Origin of the sequence: Gluconobacter sp. GP1, from assembly GCF_032913585.1 — a bacterium.
GTDB classification, from domain to species: Bacteria; Pseudomonadota; Alphaproteobacteria; order Acetobacterales; family Acetobacteraceae; genus Gluconobacter; species Gluconobacter cerinus.
On the sequence record NZ_JASGXC010000002.1, the window covers coordinates 746,991 to 766,103 of the forward strand.

Here is a 19,113-nt window from a genome sequence, read left to right on the forward strand (position 1 = left end):
TAAAAAGCGTCACGGGGTCTGTCGCTGACAAAGTTCGTGATTGCGCGTTTTTGTTCGTGTTGTCACACTGTCCTGGAAATCATTTCAGGTCAGTGTGCATGAGCAACCCCACCATCAGGATTAACCCTCGTCAGGAACAGATCATCCGACTGGTTCGCAGTCAGGGCTATGTGTCGAACGAGGACATGGCACAGCAGTTTGATGTGGCGGTTCAAACCATTCGGCGGGATATTGGGTTTCTGGCAGAGCAGGGGCTTCTGACCCGACATCATGGTGGAGCAACACCGAACTCCACCATTGAAAATATCGCCTACAATGAACGGCAGATTCTGAACCTGAAAGCCAAGGATGCGATTGGCCATTGCGCGGCGTCTCTTATTCCTGACCGTTCGTCCCTGTTTATTAATATTGGTACGACAACCGAGGCTTTCGCCCGGTCTCTGGGTGGACATCGTGACCTGCGGGTCGTGACTAACAACCTCCATGTTGCGTCTCTTATTTCCGGAAGACCTGATTTTAGAACCGTGATCACGGCCGGAGAGCTTCGTCCTAAGGACGGGGCAATTCTGGGTTCTGCTGCGATTGAGACCCTGGATTCTTTTCGGACAGAGTTCGGCGTCATCGGTATCAGCGGTATCGCAGATGACGGGACACTGCTGGATTTCGACCTGAATGAAATTCAGTGTGCCCGTACGATTATCCGAAATTCTCGCCGTGTTCTGCTGCTGGCAGATCATACAAAATTCAGTCGGCAGCCCATGGGGCGCGTGGGTGGACTGGCAGATATTGATGATCTGATTACCGATCGCCCCGTCTCGGACGCATTTCAGGCGCTTCTGGACGCGGCAAACGTGACGCTACATATCGCTCAAACATCACAGTAGTGCGCGAAAAAAAGAACACTAATCTGTTATAAACCGAAGATCCCTCTTTACTTTATCGTTCAATATGCGCGAAAACGAACATCAGATGCTCGTTTTGGAGCGTGGTGGCAGGAGATTGTTATGTCATCGATTCGTGAAGTTTCGCCTTCAAGTCCGCAGAGCGCGCCTTATGACGTGCTTGTGGTCGGTGGGGGCATCAACGGCTGCGGCATTGCCCGTGATGCCGCAGGCCGTGGTGCGAAGGTTATCCTTGTCGAGCAGGATGACCTTGCAAGCCATACGTCTTCTGCCAGCACCAAGCTGATCCACGGTGGTCTGCGGTATCTGGAATATTACGAGTTCCGGCTGGTGCGTGAGGCTCTGATTGAGCGTGAGCGTCTGTTAAAGATTGCGCCGCACATCATCTGGCCGATGCGTTTTGTTCTGCCGCACTCCAAGATGCTGCGTCCTGCCTGGCTGCTACGGACAGGCCTGTTCCTGTATGATCACCTCTGCACGACCATGACGTTGCCGAAAACGCGCGCGGTGAACCTCCGTACGGACGTGACAGGGCGCCCGCTCAAGAGCGAATACGTGCGTGGGTTCGAATATTCCGATGGCTGGGTCCAGGATAGCCGTCTGGTTGTGCTCAATGCCATGGATGCCACCCGTCTGGGGGCCTCCATCAACACGCGCACCAAACTTGTGAAAGCTGAGCGCGGGCCACAGCTCTGGACCGCAACGCTTCTTGACCGCGACAGTGGTGAAGAACGGACGGTTCAGGCCAAGACCATTGTGAATGCAGCTGGACCATGGGTCGCAGAGCTTCTTCAGGATCGTGTTGGCGTGCAAAGCCGTAACAAGGTGCGTCTCGTCAAGGGAAGCCACATTGTGGTGCCGCGCCTGTTCGAGAGCAAGCAGGCTTATATTCTGCAAAATCCTGATAAGCGGATTGTCTTCGCGATCCCGTACGAGCAGGATTTCACGCTCATCGGCACGACGGACGTTCCGTGGGAGCAGGACCCTGGCAAGGTTGAAATCTCGGCAGATGAAATCAAGTATCTTTGCGAGAGCGTCAGCCGCTATTTCCAGAAGCCAGTCAGCCCGGATGATGTGGTCTGGACGTATGCCGGTGTTCGTCCGCTTTATGATGACAACTCTGGCAATGCGTCCGCTGTAACGCGTGACTATGTGCTGGATGTTGATGCGTCTGGAGCACCGATCCTGTCTGTTTTTGGCGGCAAGATTACGACGTTCCGCAAGCTGGCCGAGCATGCACTTGAGAAGCTGGTTCCACATCTTCCTGTGCTGGGCGGCCCATCCTGGACTGCTGAGACGCCACTGCCTGGTGGTGATTTTGCACCGGCTGATTTTGACCGCCAGGTGGCGAAGCTGCAGGCGTATGCGCCTCATCTGGCCCCTTACACAGCGTGGCGGCTCATGCGGAATTACGGTTTGCGGGCGTTTGATATCGCTACGCAGGCAGAAGCCGATATGGGGCAGTGGTTCGGCAAGACACTGAGTGCGCGCGAAGTCGATTATCTGATCGACAACGAATGGGCACGGTCTGCGCAGGACGTGCTGTGGCGCCGCTCGAAGCTGGGTCTGTTCATGACCGATGCCGAGAAAGCCGCACTCCAGACCTATATCGAGGAGCGTGCCGGGACAGAACGTTCGGCTGGCTCCGAGACCTCCGGAACATGGCGGCAGGACGTCGCCTGATCTTTCCTTCAATTCTCATGTCGGACATCCGGTCATGTCAGAGAATAAACGCTACCTTGGTGAACTCCTTGCTGAGTTCTTTGCTGTCGCCATCATCATTCTCTTCGGAGATGGCGTCGCTGCCATGTATTCGCTTTACGATCCCAGCCCGTACAAGACGGCCTACTGGGGCGTCTGTATCGTCTGGGGGCTGTCCGTTACAGTTGCGATTTACGCGACCGGGGCAGTCAGCGGCACGCACGCCAACCCGGCTGTGACGCTCTCACTTGCGCTCTTCCGTGGGTTCTCATGGAAGAAGGTTGTACCCTATATCGGGGCTCAGGTTCTGGGTGGCCTGGCGGGCGCGGCACTCGTGTACTCGCTCTATGTGCCGGTCATTGACCACTACAATGCGGCTCATGGTCTGACGCGTGCACTGGATGGCGGCTCTGCTGGCGTGTTCTTCACGCATCCGGGCGATTTCATCAGCGTCGCTCATGCGTTCTGGGATGAGGCTGTTCTGACCGGTATTCTGGTGTTCGGTATTTTCGCCGTGACCTGCCAGTACAATACGCAGGCTCCGCAGGCGAATTCCGGTGCGCTGATCATTGGTCTTCTCGTTGCTATTATTGGTGCGTCTGCCGGGTATCTGGAAGCCTGGGCCATCAATCCGGCTCGTGACTTTGGTCCACGCCTGTTCTGCTTCTTTGCAGGGTGGGGGCAGGCTGCCATTCCGGCTCCGTCCAACTATTGGTGGGTGCCAATTGCAGCGCCAATGGTCGGTGGTCCGATTGGTGCCGCGATTTACCAGTATGGTCTTCGCCCCTTCATGCCTCGGATTTCTGTGGTAGCATCTGCGCCATCATCTGAAGCGCTAAACCTAGCCGAGCCTGTGCTCGTCGTTTCGAACCCTTCCGTACCTGCCTCAACAGGTCCCGTCATCGACAAGGTCTCTTGATCTGTCCGTTTCCGGAGTAAGTAGCATGGCAAAGAAAGACTACATTCTCGCGATCGATCAGGGCACGACATCGACCCGCAGTATTGTTTTCGACAGCAATGCCCGCGCCGTGTCCATTTCACGTAGCGAATTCCCCCAGCACTATCCTGAGCTGGGTTGGGTCGAGCATGACGTGGAAGATATCTGGGAAGACGTTCTCGAGACGGCGCGTGAAGCGATTTCCACGGCTGGTGGTGTTGGGCGGATTGCTGTGATCGGCATTACCAATCAGCGCGAAACAGTCGTGGTCTGGGACCGCAAGACCGGCAAGCCCATTCATAATGCGCTTGTCTGGCAGGATCGCCGGACGGCTCAGGAATGCAATCGCCTGCGTGAGCAGGGCGCCGAAGAAATTGTTCGTGATAAGACGGGCCTTCTGCTGGACCCCTATTTCTCAGCAAGCAAGATTGCCTGGCTTCTTGATAACGTTTCAGGTGCCCGCAAGCGTGCTGAAGCAGGGGAACTGGCCGCGGGCACAATCGACAGCTTCCTTCTATGGCGTCTGACGGGTGGCAAACGCCATGCAACAGACATCACGAATGCCTGCCGCACCTCACTGTTCAACATTCACACCCTGCAATGGGATGATGAACTGCTGAACCTGTTCAATGTGCCTCGTGCGCTTCTGCCTGAAGTCCAGGACAATAGCGGCCTGTTTGGCAAAACAGAGCCTGACCTGTTCGGTGAGTCCATCGTGATCGGTGGTATGGCGGGTGACCAGCATGCTGCTCTCATCGGGCAGGCCTGTTTTGAAGAAGGCATGGCAAAAGCGACCTATGGTACGGGCTGCTTCATGCTCCTGAACACAGGCGAGAAGCCAATTCAGTCCAATAACCGTCTGCTGACGACCATTGGTTACCGGATTGGCAACAAGACGACCTATGCTCTCGAAGGATCCATCTTCGTCGCGGGTGCCGGTATCAAGTGGCTGCGTGATGGTCTGCAACTTATCACGCATGCGTCACAGACCGATGATATGGCAACCCGTATTCCGGACAGCCATGGCGTTTACATGGTGCCAGCTTTTGTTGGGCTTGGCGCGCCACATTGGGATCCTGAAGCACGCGGCATGATCTGTGGTCTCACGCTGGGCTCGACGCAGGCACACATTGCCCGTGCGATGCTGGAATCTGTTGCGTATCAGACCTATGACCTCGTTCACGCCATGCGTCAGGACGGTGCGATGCGGGCCAAGACGTTGCGTATTGACGGTGGCATGGCCGCTAACGACTGGTTTGCCCAGTTCCTCGCCAGCATGCTCAAGGCCGATGTGGAGCGCCCTGTAAACGTTGAGACCACGGCCGTTGGCGCTGCTTTCCTTGCCGGGTTGTATGTTGGTGTCTGGGGCAGCCTGGAAGAAGTTGCGGCAACCTGGGCTCAGGAACGTCTGTTCTCTCCGCGTATGGATCCTGCACAGCGTCGCATCATGCTGGACGGCTGGCAGAATGCAGTTCAGCGCACCCTGACGCCACATGCAGCGAGTGCTGCCCCAGTGCGCGCCAATAAGCCAAAGGTTGATACAGTTCAGGCAGCCTGACCGCTCTTCAGGTCTGCTTGATATGGCCGGTCTATTCGTCGGGGGACGAAGGCCGGCCTTTTTTATGTTTTGGGCTGGACAGGAAAAATTGGAATTTCAGGCGGCATCCGGTGATGATGGCTGATCGCGTTCCAGCCAGGCCAATGTGCCAATTTGTGCTGCCGACGCGAGGGTCACAAGATAATTCAGGCAGAGGAAAGCTTGAGTAATGAGACTGATCGTTTTCAATTGGCTCAGCTGAAACTGGTCATGAATGAGCGTAAAAGCCAGTAACAGAGGCATAATGACAGCTCCTGCACTCATCACGATGAGGGCAGAGTTTCGGCATATCAGGATGGTTTGCTGCTCTCGTTCATCCCTGTCCCAAGCACTCAGTTTGTATAAAGGATGCTGCAGTTTTATCCGGGCGCAAATATTTAAAAGAAACGTTCCGCTGATGAAGAATACTGACATCATCCAGCCGGGGCTCAGCAGGAATATTGCGCTTGGAAAAAGTATGGTCGCGCAGACTGCAATCGTGACAGGTTTCCAGAGGGGAATTGTGCTTGTCGGTGACACGGGTGTCCCGTCTGGAAACAGTCCCCCAAGCCAGAAAACAGGACGGCCAACGATATTGGCTACATTGTCCATGACGCTGAAAAATTTGTCAGTGGGGCGAGGAGAGAATGTCACTGCTTTCCAGCCTCCATACGCTTGCGCATCTGTGCGACCAGTGAATCAAATGGCGTCAGAGAGAAAACCATTTCGACCTCTGCTTTCAGAACCGCACAGATCTTCATCGCGAGTTCCAGACTGGGTTTGTAATCGCCGCGTTCCAGATAGCCGATCGTCTGGGGGTTAACCTTTACGGCTTCAGCGAGGTCTTTACGCGAAAGACCTCGTTCAGCCCGGAAGAGAGCAATACGGTTATGCATCAATGTTGTGTATACACAACGGATGAATGCTTTTCTACAATTTTAGACGCACTCAGGCATCAATATCCAAGGTAGCAGCGGTGCTCGTACGTAATTCGCGGCAAAGGGTAGCGTTCTGTTTCAGATCCACCCCATAGGCGGGGAAAATCTCTTTAAGACGTGGCAGCCACTCATTTGAAGAAATCTTCTGAGGAAAGCATTTTTCCACGACTTGCAGCGCTACTGAGGCTGCGATGGATGCCCCCGGCGATGCACCGAGAATTGCAACAAGCGACTGATCGGAACTGCGGACCAGCTCTGTGCCGAAGCGCAGGACACCATGAAGGCCTTTGTCCGGCTTGATGATCTGAACACGCTGCCCGGCCACAATTTTCGTCCACTGGCTTTCATCAGCCTGCGGATAGAAGTTCAGAAGGGACTGGAAGCGCTTGTGGTCGCTTTGTGTTACTTCGCGCACCAGATAGTTCAAAAGCGACAGATTATCTTTGCCTGCGGTCATGGCGGGAATGATGTTGCTGCTGTTCAAGGAGTGGAAATAGTCCCTCCAAGAGCCGCTCTTAAGAAATTTGGTGGAAAACCCCGCATACGGACCAAAAAGAAGGCAGGATTTCCCGTCGATCACCCGCGTATCTAGGTGTGGGACAGACATCGGCGGAGATCCGACGGGCGCTTTTCCATAAACTTTCGCATGATGGTGCTGCGTGATGGCAGGGTTGGTGCATTGCAGCCACAAGCCGCTCACTGGGAAGCCTGCGTATCGGCGTGCTTCAGGAATACCGGATTTCTGAAGGAGGGGCAGTGCTGCACCACCTGCGCCGATAAAGACAAACCGCGTCAGGACAGTCCTGTGCGCCCCCGTTTGCATATTGACGGCAGTGACACGCCAACGACCATCGGTTGTTTTGGTCAGGTCCGTCACGCGATGACGATAAAAGCTGTGGAAGCCGGGGGCGGTCTGCAAGCCAGAGAGAAGGCTTCTGGTCAAAGCCCCGAAATCGACATCCGTCCCGCTTTTAATGCGGGTGGCCGCCACAGGAATAGACAGATCCCGACCTTCCATCGCAAGAGGGGCCCAACTCGCAATGACAGCAGGATCTTCGCTATATTCCATTCCGTCAAAGCAGTGGTGGTTGGCCATGGCGGTGTAGCGCGCTTTAAGAAAAGCAACATCAGCTTCACCCCAGACAAGGCTGACATGAGGGCAGGCATGAATGAATGTGCCCGGATCTGCAATGCGGCCCGTCCGCACCCAGTGCGCCCAGAGCTGGCGGGAGATATCGAACTCGGTGTTGACCGCCAGAGCCTTGGAAATATCCACGCTGCCATCTGCACGCTGCGGCGTGTAATTCAGTTCACAGTTTCCTGCGTGCCCGGTTCCAGCATTGTTCCAGGCCTTTGAACTTTCCTGCCCACACTGTTCCAGTGTTTCAAACAGCGTAATGGAGAGTTCGGGGGACAGTTCTTTCAGGAGGGCGGCGAAAGTTGCGCTCATGATGCCGCCTCCAATCAGAACGACATCCGGGAACGCGGCAGAAGCTGAAGACATTGCAGGCAGGGTCCGTAAAAGCAGAATATCAGAAGGGTGGTGTTATCCCCGATAAACGGGCCCGTTGGGAAGCAGCTTTCCCGGATTGAGAATATGGTGAGGGTCCATCGTATTCTTCAGCGCACGCATGACACCGAGTGAGCCCTCACCGTGCTCCTGAGCCAAAAACTCCAGTTTCCCCAGTCCAACACCGTGCTCGCCACTACAGGAACCCCCGAGAGCCAGGGCCCGACCGACAATTTTCCGGTCTAGGTCCAGCGCTTGAGCATACCCTTCCGGGGAATGTTCGGTGATGATGAGCGTATGGAAATTTCCGTCTCCGACGTGGCCCAGAAGAGGGGCCCTAAGACCGGATGCGGCAATGTCGCTTGAGACACCGGCAATCAGCTCCCCCAGCCGTGAGATTGGAACAATGCAATCTGTTGAGATGACCCGGGCGGTTGGATCGATGGCCTTTGCGGCCCAGTAGGCATCATGGCGCGCTTTCCACAGACGTGCCCGGTCTTCCGCGCTCTCGGCCCAGGCAAAACCAAGCCCATTGTTTGCGAGAGCGATCTCCTGGGTTGCGGTAACCTGTTCCTGTACGGCTGCAGGCGCGCCAGCAAATTCAAAAAATAACGTTGTCAGGGGGCGATAGCCGGTCAGTTTGGAGTATCGGATGGATGCATCCATCTGAACACTATCCATTAATTCCACACGGTTAATCGGAATGCCGCATTGGATGATTTCCATTGCAGTCTGAACAGCATCGTTCAAAGATTTAAATTGGCAAACTGCAGCGGAGAGGGTGTCAGGGCGGCCATGCAGCTTGAGCTGGATTTCCGTAATAATCCCGAGCGTGCCTTCAGAGCCGATGAAGAGGGACGTCAGATCATAACCAGTGGAAGACTTCCGGACGCGCCCTCCGGTTCGGATCACTTCGCCTGTTGCAAGCACGACAGTCAGACCCAGCACGTTTTCCTTCATCGTGCCGTAGCGCACGGCTGCCGTTCCGGAAGCGCGGGTCGCGCACATGCCGCCCAGAGTAGCTTCACCGCCCGGATCGACGGGGAAGAAAAGTCCGGTATCGCGGATCTGTGTGTTGAGAGCCTGTCGGGTGAGGCCCGCCTGTACGCGGCAATCCAGGTCGTCCGGGTTCATCTCCACAATGCCGGTCATGCTGGAGAGATCGAGGCTGATGGCGTGTTCTGGCGGCGTAACATGCCCTTCAACAGAAGTGCCAGCACCAAACGCGACTAAAGGAACGCGGGAGGCATGACATTCCTTCAGAACGGTTGAAACATCGTCCGTGCTCTCAGCGAAGATGACGGCTCCGGGCAGGCGAGCTGCCTCCATGGCTTCACCGTGACTATGTTCTTCCAGCACCGAAGGGGCCCTGCTGATCTGGCTGCCCAGCCGTGTTTCAAGCCGGGAGAGAACAGTGTGCAGGCGTTCTTCTGCGGAGGGGGAAAGAACTGTCATGGAATATCCGAAATGGAAAATCTTTAATTTTGTAAAATTATTATAAATCCGATGACTGAAAAGACAATCTATATGCGGCAGTCTCACGGAGTGCAGATAAGAAAAACGCCCCATATTGGGGCGTCTTTTTGGAAGTGTAGGGTGAATGAACGTTAGTTGGTGCTGCGTCTGTCAATGATGAGCAACAGGAGATAGGGAAGAAAGAAATACAGGGCCATGACCACCATGAGTGGTTTGAGCAGCCAACCCATATCTGCGTGCAGGACAGAGCGGCTGAACATGTTGGCCAGTCCCAAAAGACACGCCACGCAGAAGAGGCCAAAAAAGTTGGCGAAGAAGCCACGTTCACCGTTGATGAGTCGAAGCTGGGCAAGAAGCCCGCCGATTTGCTGTGATGCCATGACCGTGGTTCTCCGTTGAGTCAGACAGTGAAGTATTTGGCGCGCGGATTCAGCACCACGAGAGCAGACGTTGACTGCTCAGGATGAAGCTGGAACCCGTCAGACAGGGAAATCCCGACGCGCTCGGCATCCAGAAGGCGCAGGATTGGTTCCTGATCCTCAAGGCGGGGACAGGCAGGATAGCCGAAGGAATAGCGTGACCCACGATAGGACTGGGAGAGCATTTTCTCCATGTCACGATCATCTTCCGCCGCAAAACCAAGCTCTGCCCGGATCCGTTTGTGGGTGTATTCAGCCATGGCTTCCGCCATCTCGACCGAAAGGCCATGCAGATAGAGGTAATCCTGATAGCGATTGGCCTCGAACCATTCCCGGGCAAGGTCTGATGCTTTCTGCCCAACGGTGACAACCTGAAGCCCAACAACGTCGCGGTGCTCATCATTGACGTCACGCACGAAGTCCGCGATGCACTCGCCGTCGTCCTTCGGCTGGCGGGGCAGAGTGAAGCGTGCGGCTTCTGTCTTGCCGTCTTCTTCAAACAGGATCAGATCGTTTCCGTCACCAGCAGCTTTCCAGTATCCATAGATGGCCTGCGGACGCAGGATTTCCTGCTCCGCACTGAGCGCCAGCATGCGCTTCAGGACGGGGCGAAGTTCCATCTTCGCATACTCCATGAACTCCTCAAGGGAGCGTCCCTGTTTCCGGAAGCCCCACTGGAACTGATAGAGTGAGCGTTCATTCAGGAACGGCAGCACGGCGTTAGGCGCAGCTTCCACAACCCGTGCGCCCCAGAAGGGGGGCGTGAGAGGAGGCAGTTCGCCTGAGATCCGATTGCGACGCTCCCGTGCGGCGGCAGGATCAACTGCGCCGAAGCCACGCGTTTCAGCGCTTTCCGGAGCACGTGCATTCTTGCGGCTTGCCTTGCCCGCACGGCGGCTCTGGATCGCCCCCAGATAGCCGTCAAACTCTTTTTGCGCGATCTTGTCCATCAGGGACAATCCATCAAACGCATCTCTGGCATATGCGACGCGGCCTGGCTCGCCGTCTCCGTAAGACAGGGCGCATTCTTCTTCGACATAGTTTCGGGTCAGGGCCGCGCCACCAAGAATAACGGGAACATCGAAGCCCTGCCGTTTCATCTCCGCGAGGTTCTCACGCATGATGACGGTGGATTTTACGAGAAGCCCCGACATGCCTATAGCGTCAGCATTATGTTCCTTGGCCGCAGCCATCATGTCAGCCAGGGGCACTTTGATGCCGAGGTTGATCACCTGATAGCCGTTATTGGTCAGAATAATGTCCACAAGGTTCTTGCCAATATCGTGGACGTCACCCTTCACCGTAGCAAGAACCATCGTGCCGCGATGCTGGCCTTCTTTGCGCTCCATGTGCGGCTCAAGCCATGCTACGGCTGTTTTCATGGTCTCGGCAGATTGCAGCACGAACGGAAGCTGCATTTTGCCAGACCCGAAGAGCTCGCCTACGACTTTCATGCCGTCCAGCAGAACGGTATTGATGATGTCGAGCGGGGCCATATCCTGCATGGCGGCATCCAGGTCGTCCTCAATGCCTTTACGGTCCCCGTCTACAATCCGGTCCTTGAGGCGTTCCGCAGGTGTTTCAGCGCGGCGCTTCTTGACGGCATCCGCAGCTTTTCGGCCAGCAAAAAGCTCCAGGAGCTTCTGGAGTGGATCATAATCGGCAGTCCGACGGTCAAAGATCAGGTCTTCCGCGACTTTCACTTCTTCCGGGGCAATCAGATGCAGCGGACGGATTTTTGAAACATGCACGATTGCGCCGGTCATGCCTGCTTTTACGGCATGGTCCAGAAAGACTGAATTCAGAACTGCACGTGCCGCAGGGTTCAGACCAAAGGAAATGTTCGAAAGACCCAGCACGATCTGGATGTCAGGGAATTTATCCCGGATCATCCGAATACCCTCAAGCGTCCAGACGCCAAGCTTACGGTCGTCTTCCATGCCGGTTGCGATGGTGAAGGTCAGCGGATCGATCATCAGGTCGGACTGGGGCAGCCCATACTGATTGCAGGCGAAATCAACCAGACGTTCTGCAATGCGCAGTTTGTCTTCTGGCGTCTTGGCCATGCCCACTTCGTCAATGGTCAGGGCAATCATCGCGGCGCCGAACTTCTTTGCCAGCTTCATGCGGGCATGCGCCTGCTCTTCACCATCCTCAAAGTTGATTGAGTTGATGATCGGCTTGCCACCATGCAGCTTCAGAGCGGCCTCAATGACTGGTGTCTCCGTTGAATCGATGACCAGAGGCGCATTAACGGATGACGTGAAGCGCGTGACGACTTCGTTCATCTCCGCGACTTCGTCTCGGCCAACGAATGCTGTGCAGACATCCAGAGCGTTGGAGCCCTCGGCAGCCTGTTCCCGGCCAACGGCGACGCAGCCATCCCAGTCGCCTGCTTCCTGAAGTTCACGCCATTTCTTGGAGCCGTTGGCGTTGCAGCGCTCGCCGATGGAGAAGTAGCTGTTTTCCTGCCGCAGCGGCACCTGCGAGTAGAGACTGGATACAGAAGGCATCCAGATCGTGCTGCGCTTGACCGGAGCCGGACGGTATTTTTCGCCACCCACGCGGCGCAGCATGCCGTCCAGAGCCTGAATATGAGGAGTGGACGTTCCGCAGCACCCGCCAATCAGGTTGAGGCCGTCTTCACGGATGAAACGCTCCATCCACACAGCCATTTCGTCCGGGCTGAGAGGATAGACCGTTTTACCGTCTACCAGCTCCGGGAGACCGGCATTGGGCTGCATGGAAATCAGGCCTGGCCAGTTTTCAGACAACCAGCGGACGTGCTCTGCCATTTCCTGCGGGCCAGTCGCACAGTTCAGTCCCAAAGACGGGACGTCCAGCGCGTTGACGGTTGTGGCTGCCGCGGCGATGTCGGGTCCAACGAGGAGGGTGCCGGTGGTTTCAACCGTTACCTGTACGAAAATGGGAGCGTCCGACCCGAGTTCGATCCGTGCGGCTTTGGCCGCGTTGACGGCAGCTTTGATCTGGAGCGTGTCCTGACACGTCTCAATCAGGAACCCATCGACACCGCCGTCAATCAGGCCACGGCACTGTTCAATCAGCCCGGCTTCAAGCGTGTCATAATCGATGTTGCCAAGCGTTGGCAGTTTTGTGCCTGGGCCGATGGAGCCCATGACGTAACGATGGCGGCCGTCACAGAAGGTCTCTGCCGCCTCTCGGGCCAGCGTGGCAGCAACACGGTTGATTTCGCGGCTGCGGTCTTGGAGGTCGAACTCAGCAAGCGTGACGATCGAGCCACCAAACGTATTGGTCTCGACCATATCCGCGCCAGCTTCGAAATAGCCGCGATGAATTTCACGAACCAGCTCAGGGCGGGAAAGATTCAGGATTTCCGTGCAGTTTTCCTGCCCCCAGTAGTCTTTCTCAACTTCCAGATCGAGCATCTGCACGCGCGATCCCATACCACCGTCACACAGCAGAACCTGGTCTGACAGGGCATCAAGCAGATGGGGACGTGAGGACATTGAGGCGCTCTTCAGGAATAAAATCAGGACAGGATATTATGCCAGGCGATCGGGCCCGGCATGGAGGCCTGCCTGTATAACGGTTGAGGGAAGCTGCTGGCAAACCGGATCTGTCCTGTCCTTCTTTTAACAGGCCTGTCATATGTGGTGCATCTCCCTGAATTGGGAATCCCTTCTCGCGGAACAGCAATGACAAATTCAGTTGGTCGTTTCCTTCCACTCTTTATAGCAGTCGCCATTCTGTCCTGGGCTAGTGCGTATCCGGTTGTGCGTATTGCCCTGCATGACTTCGCACCTATCCCGCTCGCGGCCGTACGATATGCCATCGCCGCGATTGCTGCGGGTTGCTGGCTGCTCTGGAAACGTCCCGCTCGCCTGCAAAAAGCCGATATTCCGCAGGTTCTGGGATGCGGTGCGGTTGGCATCACGCTGTACAATATCTTTTTTAACTGCGGCGAAGTGACAGTCTCCGCGGGGGCCGCGAGCCTCCTTATCAGCGCAGCGCCTCTTATGGCCGGACTCATCGCCATGGCGTTTCTTGGTGAGCGCATGTCTCTTCTGGGATGGGCCGGATCCATTCTTAGTTTTGCTGGTGTTGTCCTGATCGCCCAAGGGCAGTCTGGCGGATTGTCTTTCGGTTCAGGTGCGACATTCGTGTTCGGAGCCGCTGTTTGCGGAGCGCTGTACACGAATCTTCAGAAAGGGCTGATCCGCCGGTACGGTGCTCTCACAACCATCGCTTATATTCTGATCAGTGGTGCTCTGTTCCTGCTGCCATGGCTGCCAGAAGGATTGGCCAGCTTTTCTCATGCATCATGGGCAGGACGGGCATCCGTGCTGGAACTGGGCATTTTCCCCGCCGCAATCGGATATGCTGCCTGGGCCTTTGTGATCGGGCATCTGGGAGCTACGCGGGGCGCTGCGCTGCTGTATCTGCTCCCGCCTGTCACGATGGTTCTGGCCTATATTCTGACCCACGAGATTCCGACGTTCCGGACACTCGTTGGCGGTGCCATTGTTATGGCTGGCGTTATTGTCACAAACACATGGGGGCGCCACCCTGTTGCGGCACCAAGCGGCCGGTTGAATAACTGATGTCTCAGCTCTTTCTCTCGGTCGTCACGGATCTTTCTAACTGGCCGTCATCGCGCAGGGCAGACGTCGTTCTTGTAGCAGACGTACCGGAAGAGGGCTGGTCAGACGTAGTGTCCTTGCCGGCACCCTCTCCATTTCGCAAGAGACACGGCATTGGGTGTTCCTGCTGCTCGCGTGAGGGATTGTCGATGGTCTTGGCCCAAGTCTTTCAGGATCATGTGACGGGGGCAAGATCGACAATTCGGGGAGTGGTCGTTCTTGTCGGTGTTCAGGAGCAGCGGGACGTTCTGCAAATGCTTGAGCAGGATGTGCTGGTGAGAGCCAGATATCGCCTTCAGGACTGATGACCTGCTCGCTCCCATGGAGGAACGGGCGCATAACGTGCCGCCAGAAAATCGATCATCACTCGGACTTTGAGCGGTACGTGCGTTGTGGGCACATACACTGCATGCAGATCTGGACCTTCCAGCAAGGGAGTATCTAGCGTGATAGGTTTGAGAAGGCCTGACTGAATCTCATCGGCGACAATAAATGTTGGCTGGTAAAGAATGCCCTGGCCCGCCAATGCTGCCGTGCGCAGAACGTCTCCATTATTGGAGCGCAGGCTGCTTTTGACCGGAATGGTCCGTTCTCCTCGGCGTCCGAAACTCCAGCGTGTGGTGCCCACGGGGTCGCTGAGAGTGTAGCCGAGGCAGGTGTGATGTTCGAGGTCACTGACCGTGGCTGGAGTACCATGTTTGGCCAGATAGGAGGGGGCGGCACAAAGCGTGAAATTGATATGCGCCAGACGCCGGGCTTTGAGGCTGCTGGGCAACAGATGGCCGATCCTGAGAGTTAAATCCCACCCTTCAGCAATAGGATCGACGCGGCGATCATCCACGCCCAGTTCGACTGTCACCAAAGGGTATTTCTGGCTGAACTCCGGCAAAAGAGGGGCGACGTGGCGAATGGCGAAAGATACGGGCGTGTTCATGCGCAGCAGCCCGCGGGGCTCGGCTGCGCCTGCGGTGACTTCCTGCTCCATGTCTTCAAGGCTGCTCAGGAGTTTCTGGCACCAATCGAGATAGAGTTGCCCAGATTCAGTCAGTGAGAGACGGCGTGTGCTGCGATGGAAAAGTGCCACGCCCAGATGGGCTTCGAGCGCTGACACGTGTTTTGTCACCATCGTCTGGGATAGGCCCAGAGACCGTGCGGCAGCAGCAAAGCTTCCTTGTCCCACCACCCGAACGAAGGCTTGCATACTGGTAATCCGGTCGAGCACTTCACACTCCTGGTGCCAGATGACTTTCCTGTAGTCAGGATTATCGTTGTCGCAGTTTGATGACAACCTTCGCGACAGATCGACTGACGACGGAGTTTCTCATGACGGATAATTCGAGGCAGACAGGGCCGATAGAACGCCAGCCTGCTATTTTTATTCCTCATGGGGGTGGTCCCTGCTTTTTCATGGACTGGCCGGATGTCTGGGATCGAATGGCGGAGCATTTGCGAGGGATCGCTGCTAAGTTGCCTCAGCGTCCTGCTGCTTTGGCTGTTATGTCGGGGCATTGGGAGACTGACCGGGTTACTGTGACAACCGGTACCCATCCCCAACTGATCTATGATTATTACGGCTTTCCTGCCCACACTTATGAGCTCCAGTATCCGGCCCCAGGCTCTCCGAAGCTTGCTGAATACATCCAGAAGCTTCTTGCAAAGGCTGGAATTGCGAGTGGTGGAGATGCCTATCGTGGGTTTGACCACGGAGTGTTCATTCCGCTCATGCTGGCGTTCGAAAAGGCCGATATTCCTGTCGTTGAGATCTCTTTGCCGTTGAATGCGACGGCTGAGGACGTGATAAAAATCGGCAGAGCTTTGGCCCCGCTACGAGATGAAAACGTGCTGCTGGTGGGGGCGGGGATGACGTATCACAATCTGCGACGTTTTCTGCGTCCAGACGCAGAGGCTGCCGAGCAGTCCCGGCATTTCGATGACTGGCTTTATCGGGCCGTAAGTGAGGAGCCTGACGAGCGTGCGTCCCGGCTGGCGCGATGGGCAGAAGCTCCGTTTGCTCAAGACTGCCATCCGAAGGCCGAGCATCTGTTACCATTGATGTTTGTGGCGGGCGCGGCAGGAACGGACCCGGGTGTCCGAGATTATAGTGATACCGTCATGGGGAAGGCGTTGTCCGGCTTCCGCTTCGGTTGAACTTGCTTCTGTTTCAATTCAAAAAAGAAAGATCTTCCTATGAAGAAAATACTCTCTGGTGCTTTTGCAGCTCTTGCTTGCGCTACGGTATCCACTACTGCCTTTGCCGCTGCGCCGGCTGATGTGAAGAGCGGCTCTTACAAGGTTGAAGCTGGCCATACTCAGGTTAATTTTTCAGTCCTTCACTTTGGTTTTTCCTACTATTCGGGACAGTTCTCCAGCGTGAGTGGCAGCCTGAAGCTGGATGCCAGCCATCCGGAGAAATCGAAGCTTTCAGTGACAATTCCGGTTTCCAGCGTGGCGACATCCAGCTCGGTGTTGACGGATGAGCTGAAAAACAATGAGTGGTTTGATGCTGCGAAATATCCGGATGCGACTTTCGTCTCGACGGAAGTTTCCCCGGTAGGTGCTGAAGATGCAGTTGTCAGTGGTAATCTGACACTTCATGGCACGACGAAGCCCGTTGTTCTGCATGTGCACTTCGTTGGCGCTGGTGTGAATCCGATGGACAAGGCTTATACGGTTGGCTTCCAGGCTACTGGAACAATCCATCGCAGTGACTTCGGCGTTAAAAAGTATGTTCCCTATGTCGGCGATGACGTTAGCCTGACCATTGCTGGAGCTTTTGAAAAGCAGCCCTGAGTTTTTTCTCACATAAAGAAGGCGGGATATTTCCCGCCTTTTCTCGGATGAGGAATAAGATCATTCTATTCCCTGCGTCTTCGCGCAATGGAGAAGTGATTATGAAGCTTTACTATAAGCCTGGTGCGTGTTCGCTTGCAGCGCATATTATTCTAAATGAAATCGGTCAGCCGTATACGCTTGAAAAAGTAGATACAACCACGAAGAAAACAGAGACCGGCGCAGATTATCTTGCCATCAATCCACGAGGAGCCGTACCGGCAATCGAGATTGAGCCGGGCGTTGTTTTAACCCAGAATTCGGCAGTTCTTCAGTATATTGGAGATCATTCGGACGTTCTGGCTTTTCGGCCAGCCTACGGCTCCGTGGAACGAGCGAGACTGCAGGAAGCTCTCGGGTTCTGTGGTGATCTGCACAGCGCATTCGGCGGTTTGTTTGCCCCCAACCTGACGGAGGAGGCAGAGAAGTCTGTTCATGTACAGATCCATCGGCGGATGACTCAGTTCGAGGATATGCTGTCTGACGACAAAGCTTACTGGCTCGGAGACGACTTCACGCAAGCCGACGCTTACGCAGCTGTTATCATGACATGGGCTGTTTTCAAGAAACTGGATATTTCTCATCATCGCAAAGCATGGGCGTTGCGGGAGAGAGTGATGTCTCGTCCGTCTGCAAAGCGGGCGCTGCAGGAAGAAGGCTTAGCCTGATCTTGCGCTGTGCGGAGGGGGCGATGAATAGCCCTCTCTGTGGATTGTAAATTTCGGTATTAGCGAATGCTGTCGATATGGTAGCCGTTCGACATTCTGTATGTGACAAGAAAATGCTTTCTTGTTTTGTGTGTCTGGTACCAATCATCCGTAAAATAATTACTGATCATTGTTCCGTGCAGGTCATACGTTATTTTGTATGAGGTTGGTGCACCCAAACCCGCATTAATTTTGTCTACAGAGACGATTTTTGCGATGGTGACATGTGTGATGGAATCATCCCCAGATACTTTCTGCCATCCGATCCACCCAAATATTGCTAAGGTCGTGACAAGAAAGATTGCAAAGAACAAACCCATCCATTCTTTCTTTTGAGCGGATAGCGCCATACAGAACCTTCTTCAAATCAGTAGAGATACACGACAATAAAATTATATTCGCACATATCTGTTTCTACCTTTGATGACACGTAAAATATTTTTTCTGTATTTGTTTCGGGGCGCTAAAAATCTGAAACTGGCGAGTTGTAGGGGAGTGCAGCGTTAACGTGGCTAAGGAGCATATACGCCTAAATTAAGATTTGGCGTTCAGGCATAAAAAAAGCCGCTCCGAAGAGCGGCTTTTCGCACAGACGAGCTGCTGATTAAAGCTTCAAAGAGCCTTAATGCTTACTGCAGACGTCTTGCCGTTACGGCCAGCTTCGAGCTCGTAAGAGACCTGCTGACCTTCGTTGAGGGTGTGGATGCCGGCACGCTCAAGTTCAGAGATGTGAACGAACGCGTCCTGACCACCATTGTCCGGCTGAATGAAGCCGAAGCCTTTGGTGGAGTTAAACCATTTTACGGTGCCTGTTGCCATAACGAGGCTCCTTTTTTAACAATAGCGGTCGTGCACAAAACACACACGAAATCATAACTTTTACGGAGAAAGAATGGCGCAACATGCGCCGGTTACCCCAGTAAAAGCACCCGCTGAAAAGATAATGGGGGTATTGCGTTTAAGATGCAAGGGAAAACATCTGAGTGGAGTAAAATAAAATGTTACTCAGACTGTAAAATACTATCCAAAGCGTATATTTATTTGTTGCGATTATAAAAGATAATGCCCGCTACTTGTATGAATTTTATGCATAAAAATCTTATTAAAGCTGCTTTATTTCTCGCATCCTGAAAAATTTCGTGTCCATACCTCTTCCCCTGCGTAGGGAATTTTTAGTCGATATTCACTCTTCGAACACCGCCTGGAACCTTCGTTTTTGCCTCTCGGTGAACAAATGAGGCAGAGGCCGTGTTGTAATCCGGGTTTTCTACCATCGCCTGTAGCGTTGCATCGTCTCTAAGATCGAGAGGCCTTGGATGCCCGTCGTTGCTCTTCTGCGCTGCGACCGCACACACCTGCATCGCATGGCTAAAGGGAAGAGGATTGCCCTGTGTCCCGGTAAACATCTGCTCACGCACACAATGGCTGTCTGTCTGGCCAGTCAACCACGGGGCTGATGAGCATGCGGAAAGAGAAATGAGGGCAAAAAGAGGAAG

The 19,113-nt window shown here is 54.7% G+C and carries 19 protein-coding genes; 9 read left to right on the forward strand and 10 right to left on the reverse strand.

Annotated features, from left to right (window positions below; translation table 11 throughout):
* The first annotated feature begins 98 nt into the window (after nucleotides 1-98).
* The 4 genes from R5H23_RS08005 (at nucleotide 99) to glpK (ending at nucleotide 5,098) form a co-directional block, all read left to right on the forward strand.
* Entirely contained in the window at nucleotides 99-884 is a 786-nt protein-coding gene (locus R5H23_RS08005) for a DeoR/GlpR family DNA-binding transcription regulator (protein WP_211496404.1), read from the forward strand.
* 120 nt (nucleotides 885-1,004) lie between these two features.
* Nucleotides 1,005-2,585, forward strand: coding sequence for a glycerol-3-phosphate dehydrogenase (glpD, locus tag R5H23_RS08010; protein ID WP_317215045.1), 1,581 nt, complete (start codon nucleotides 1,005-1,007; stop codon nucleotides 2,583-2,585).
* A gap of 34 nt (nucleotides 2,586-2,619) precedes the next feature.
* Nucleotides 2,620-3,522 (forward strand): MIP/aquaporin family protein, encoded by a 903-nt coding sequence (locus R5H23_RS08015; RefSeq protein WP_046899839.1) that lies wholly within the window; start codon nucleotides 2,620-2,622, stop codon nucleotides 3,520-3,522.
* Nucleotides 3,523-3,547: 25 nt separating this feature from the next.
* Complete coding sequence (glpK, locus tag R5H23_RS08020) at nucleotides 3,548-5,098, forward strand: glycerol kinase GlpK (protein ID WP_317215046.1); 1,551 nt, start codon at nucleotides 3,548-3,550, stop codon at nucleotides 5,096-5,098.
* A 96-nt stretch (nucleotides 5,099-5,194) separates the two neighbouring features.
* On the opposite strand, the gene R5H23_RS08025 is transcribed toward glpK, so the two are convergent.
* The 6 genes from R5H23_RS08025 to metH all read right to left on the reverse strand — a co-directional run bounded on the left by R5H23_RS08025 (nucleotide 5,195) and on the right by metH (nucleotide 12,947).
* The gene (locus R5H23_RS08025; RefSeq protein ID WP_317215047.1) at nucleotides 5,195-5,656 is read right to left on the reverse strand and encodes a hypothetical protein; all 462 of its coding nucleotides are present in this window, start codon (nucleotides 5,654-5,656) and stop codon (nucleotides 5,195-5,197) included.
* Between the two features lie 110 nt (nucleotides 5,657-5,766).
* Complete coding sequence (locus R5H23_RS08030) at nucleotides 5,767-6,012, reverse strand: helix-turn-helix transcriptional regulator (protein ID WP_252349820.1); 246 nt, start codon at nucleotides 6,010-6,012, stop codon at nucleotides 5,767-5,769.
* Between the two features lie 52 nt (nucleotides 6,013-6,064).
* Nucleotides 6,065-7,558, reverse strand: coding sequence for a malate dehydrogenase (quinone) (gene mqo / locus R5H23_RS08035; protein ID WP_317215048.1), 1,494 nt, complete (start codon nucleotides 7,556-7,558; stop codon nucleotides 6,065-6,067).
* A gap of 42 nt (nucleotides 7,559-7,600) precedes the next feature.
* Complete coding sequence (locus R5H23_RS08040; protein ID WP_317215049.1) at nucleotides 7,601-9,019, reverse strand: FAD-linked oxidase C-terminal domain-containing protein; 1,419 nt, start codon at nucleotides 9,017-9,019, stop codon at nucleotides 7,601-7,603.
* A 152-nt stretch (nucleotides 9,020-9,171) separates the two neighbouring features.
* Entirely contained in the window at nucleotides 9,172-9,420 is a 249-nt protein-coding gene (locus R5H23_RS08045) for a hypothetical protein (RefSeq protein WP_099210124.1), read from the reverse strand.
* Nucleotides 9,421-9,440: 20 nt separating this feature from the next.
* On the reverse strand, nucleotides 9,441-12,947 hold the full coding sequence (metH, locus tag R5H23_RS08050) for a methionine synthase (protein ID WP_317215050.1): 3,507 nt from the start codon (nucleotides 12,945-12,947) through the stop codon (nucleotides 9,441-9,443).
* Nucleotides 12,948-13,136: 189 nt separating this feature from the next.
* Between metH and R5H23_RS08055 the strand changes: the two genes are divergently transcribed.
* Nucleotides 13,137-14,042 (forward strand): DMT family transporter, encoded by a 906-nt coding sequence (locus R5H23_RS08055; RefSeq protein ID WP_317215051.1) that lies wholly within the window; start codon nucleotides 13,137-13,139, stop codon nucleotides 14,040-14,042.
* Nucleotides 14,042-14,386: a hypothetical protein gene (locus R5H23_RS08060; protein ID WP_317215052.1), complete on the forward strand. Its 345-nt coding sequence runs from the start codon at nucleotides 14,042-14,044 to the stop codon at nucleotides 14,384-14,386. Before R5H23_RS08055 ends, R5H23_RS08060 begins: the two co-directional genes overlap by 1 nt.
* Here R5H23_RS08060 and R5H23_RS08065 read toward each other — a convergent pair.
* Complete coding sequence (locus tag R5H23_RS08065) at nucleotides 14,377-15,303, reverse strand: LysR family transcriptional regulator (protein WP_317215053.1); 927 nt, start codon at nucleotides 15,301-15,303, stop codon at nucleotides 14,377-14,379. The two genes, R5H23_RS08060 and R5H23_RS08065, sit on opposite strands and share 10 nt — an antisense overlap.
* A 101-nt stretch (nucleotides 15,304-15,404) precedes the next feature.
* Between R5H23_RS08065 and R5H23_RS08070 the strand changes: the two genes are divergently transcribed.
* From R5H23_RS08070 to R5H23_RS08080, 3 genes are all read left to right on the forward strand, one after another.
* Nucleotides 15,405-16,229: a class III extradiol ring-cleavage dioxygenase gene (locus tag R5H23_RS08070; protein WP_317215054.1), complete on the forward strand. Its 825-nt coding sequence runs from the start codon at nucleotides 15,405-15,407 to the stop codon at nucleotides 16,227-16,229.
* A 39-nt stretch (nucleotides 16,230-16,268) separates the two neighbouring features.
* Nucleotides 16,269-16,871, forward strand: coding sequence for a YceI family protein (locus tag R5H23_RS08075; RefSeq protein WP_317215055.1), 603 nt, complete (start codon nucleotides 16,269-16,271; stop codon nucleotides 16,869-16,871).
* Between the two features lie 101 nt (nucleotides 16,872-16,972).
* Nucleotides 16,973-17,578, forward strand: coding sequence for a glutathione binding-like protein (locus R5H23_RS08080; protein ID WP_317215057.1), 606 nt, complete (start codon nucleotides 16,973-16,975; stop codon nucleotides 17,576-17,578).
* A 59-nt stretch (nucleotides 17,579-17,637) separates the two neighbouring features.
* Here the strand turns inward: R5H23_RS08080 and R5H23_RS08085 are convergent, their stop codons facing one another.
* The 3 genes from R5H23_RS08085 to R5H23_RS08095 all read right to left on the reverse strand — a co-directional run bounded on the left by R5H23_RS08085 (nucleotide 17,638) and on the right by R5H23_RS08095 (nucleotide 19,035).
* Entirely contained in the window at nucleotides 17,638-17,967 is a 330-nt protein-coding gene (locus R5H23_RS08085; protein ID WP_099210114.1) for a hypothetical protein, read from the reverse strand.
* Between the two features lie 262 nt (nucleotides 17,968-18,229).
* Nucleotides 18,230-18,436, reverse strand: a complete 207-nt coding sequence (locus R5H23_RS08090; protein ID WP_046899487.1) for a cold-shock protein — start codon at nucleotides 18,434-18,436, stop codon at nucleotides 18,230-18,232.
* 353 nt (nucleotides 18,437-18,789) lie between these two features.
* Nucleotides 18,790-19,035, reverse strand: coding sequence for a hypothetical protein (locus R5H23_RS08095; RefSeq protein ID WP_317215058.1), 246 nt, complete (start codon nucleotides 19,033-19,035; stop codon nucleotides 18,790-18,792).
* Nucleotides 19,036-19,113: the final 78 nt, after the last annotated feature.

Coding starts and splice junctions, on each gene's coding strand:
- R5H23_RS08040 (WP_317215049.1), bottom strand. CDS start 9,019: ATGACAGTTCTTTCCCCCTCCGCAGAAGAACGCCTGCACACTGTTCTC.
- R5H23_RS08080 (WP_317215057.1), top strand. CDS start 16,973: ATGAAGCTTTACTATAAGCCTGGTGCGTGTTCGCTTGCAGCGCATATT.
- R5H23_RS08085 (WP_099210114.1), bottom strand. CDS start 17,967: ATGGCGCTATCCGCTCAAAAGAAAGAATGGATGGGTTTGTTCTTTGCA.
- R5H23_RS08070 (WP_317215054.1), top strand. CDS start 15,405: ATGACGGATAATTCGAGGCAGACAGGGCCGATAGAACGCCAGCCTGCT.
- glpD (WP_317215045.1), top strand. CDS start 1,005: ATGTCATCGATTCGTGAAGTTTCGCCTTCAAGTCCGCAGAGCGCGCCT.
- glpK (WP_317215046.1), top strand. CDS start 3,548: ATGGCAAAGAAAGACTACATTCTCGCGATCGATCAGGGCACGACATCG.
- R5H23_RS08075 (WP_317215055.1), top strand. CDS start 16,269: ATGAAGAAAATACTCTCTGGTGCTTTTGCAGCTCTTGCTTGCGCTACG.
- metH (WP_317215050.1), bottom strand. CDS start 12,947: ATGTCCTCACGTCCCCATCTGCTTGATGCCCTGTCAGACCAGGTTCTG.
- R5H23_RS08060 (WP_317215052.1), top strand. CDS start 14,042: ATGTCTCAGCTCTTTCTCTCGGTCGTCACGGATCTTTCTAACTGGCCG.
- R5H23_RS08030 (WP_252349820.1), bottom strand. CDS start 6,012: ATGCATAACCGTATTGCTCTCTTCCGGGCTGAACGAGGTCTTTCGCGT.
- R5H23_RS08055 (WP_317215051.1), top strand. CDS start 13,137: ATGACAAATTCAGTTGGTCGTTTCCTTCCACTCTTTATAGCAGTCGCC.
- mqo (WP_317215048.1), bottom strand. CDS start 7,558: ATGTCTTCAGCTTCTGCCGCGTTCCCGGATGTCGTTCTGATTGGAGGC.
- R5H23_RS08015 (WP_046899839.1), top strand. CDS start 2,620: ATGTCAGAGAATAAACGCTACCTTGGTGAACTCCTTGCTGAGTTCTTT.
- R5H23_RS08045 (WP_099210124.1), bottom strand. CDS start 9,420: ATGGCATCACAGCAAATCGGCGGGCTTCTTGCCCAGCTTCGACTCATC.
- R5H23_RS08005 (WP_211496404.1), top strand. CDS start 99: ATGAGCAACCCCACCATCAGGATTAACCCTCGTCAGGAACAGATCATC.
- R5H23_RS08090 (WP_046899487.1), bottom strand. CDS start 18,436: ATGGCAACAGGCACCGTAAAATGGTTTAACTCCACCAAAGGCTTCGGC.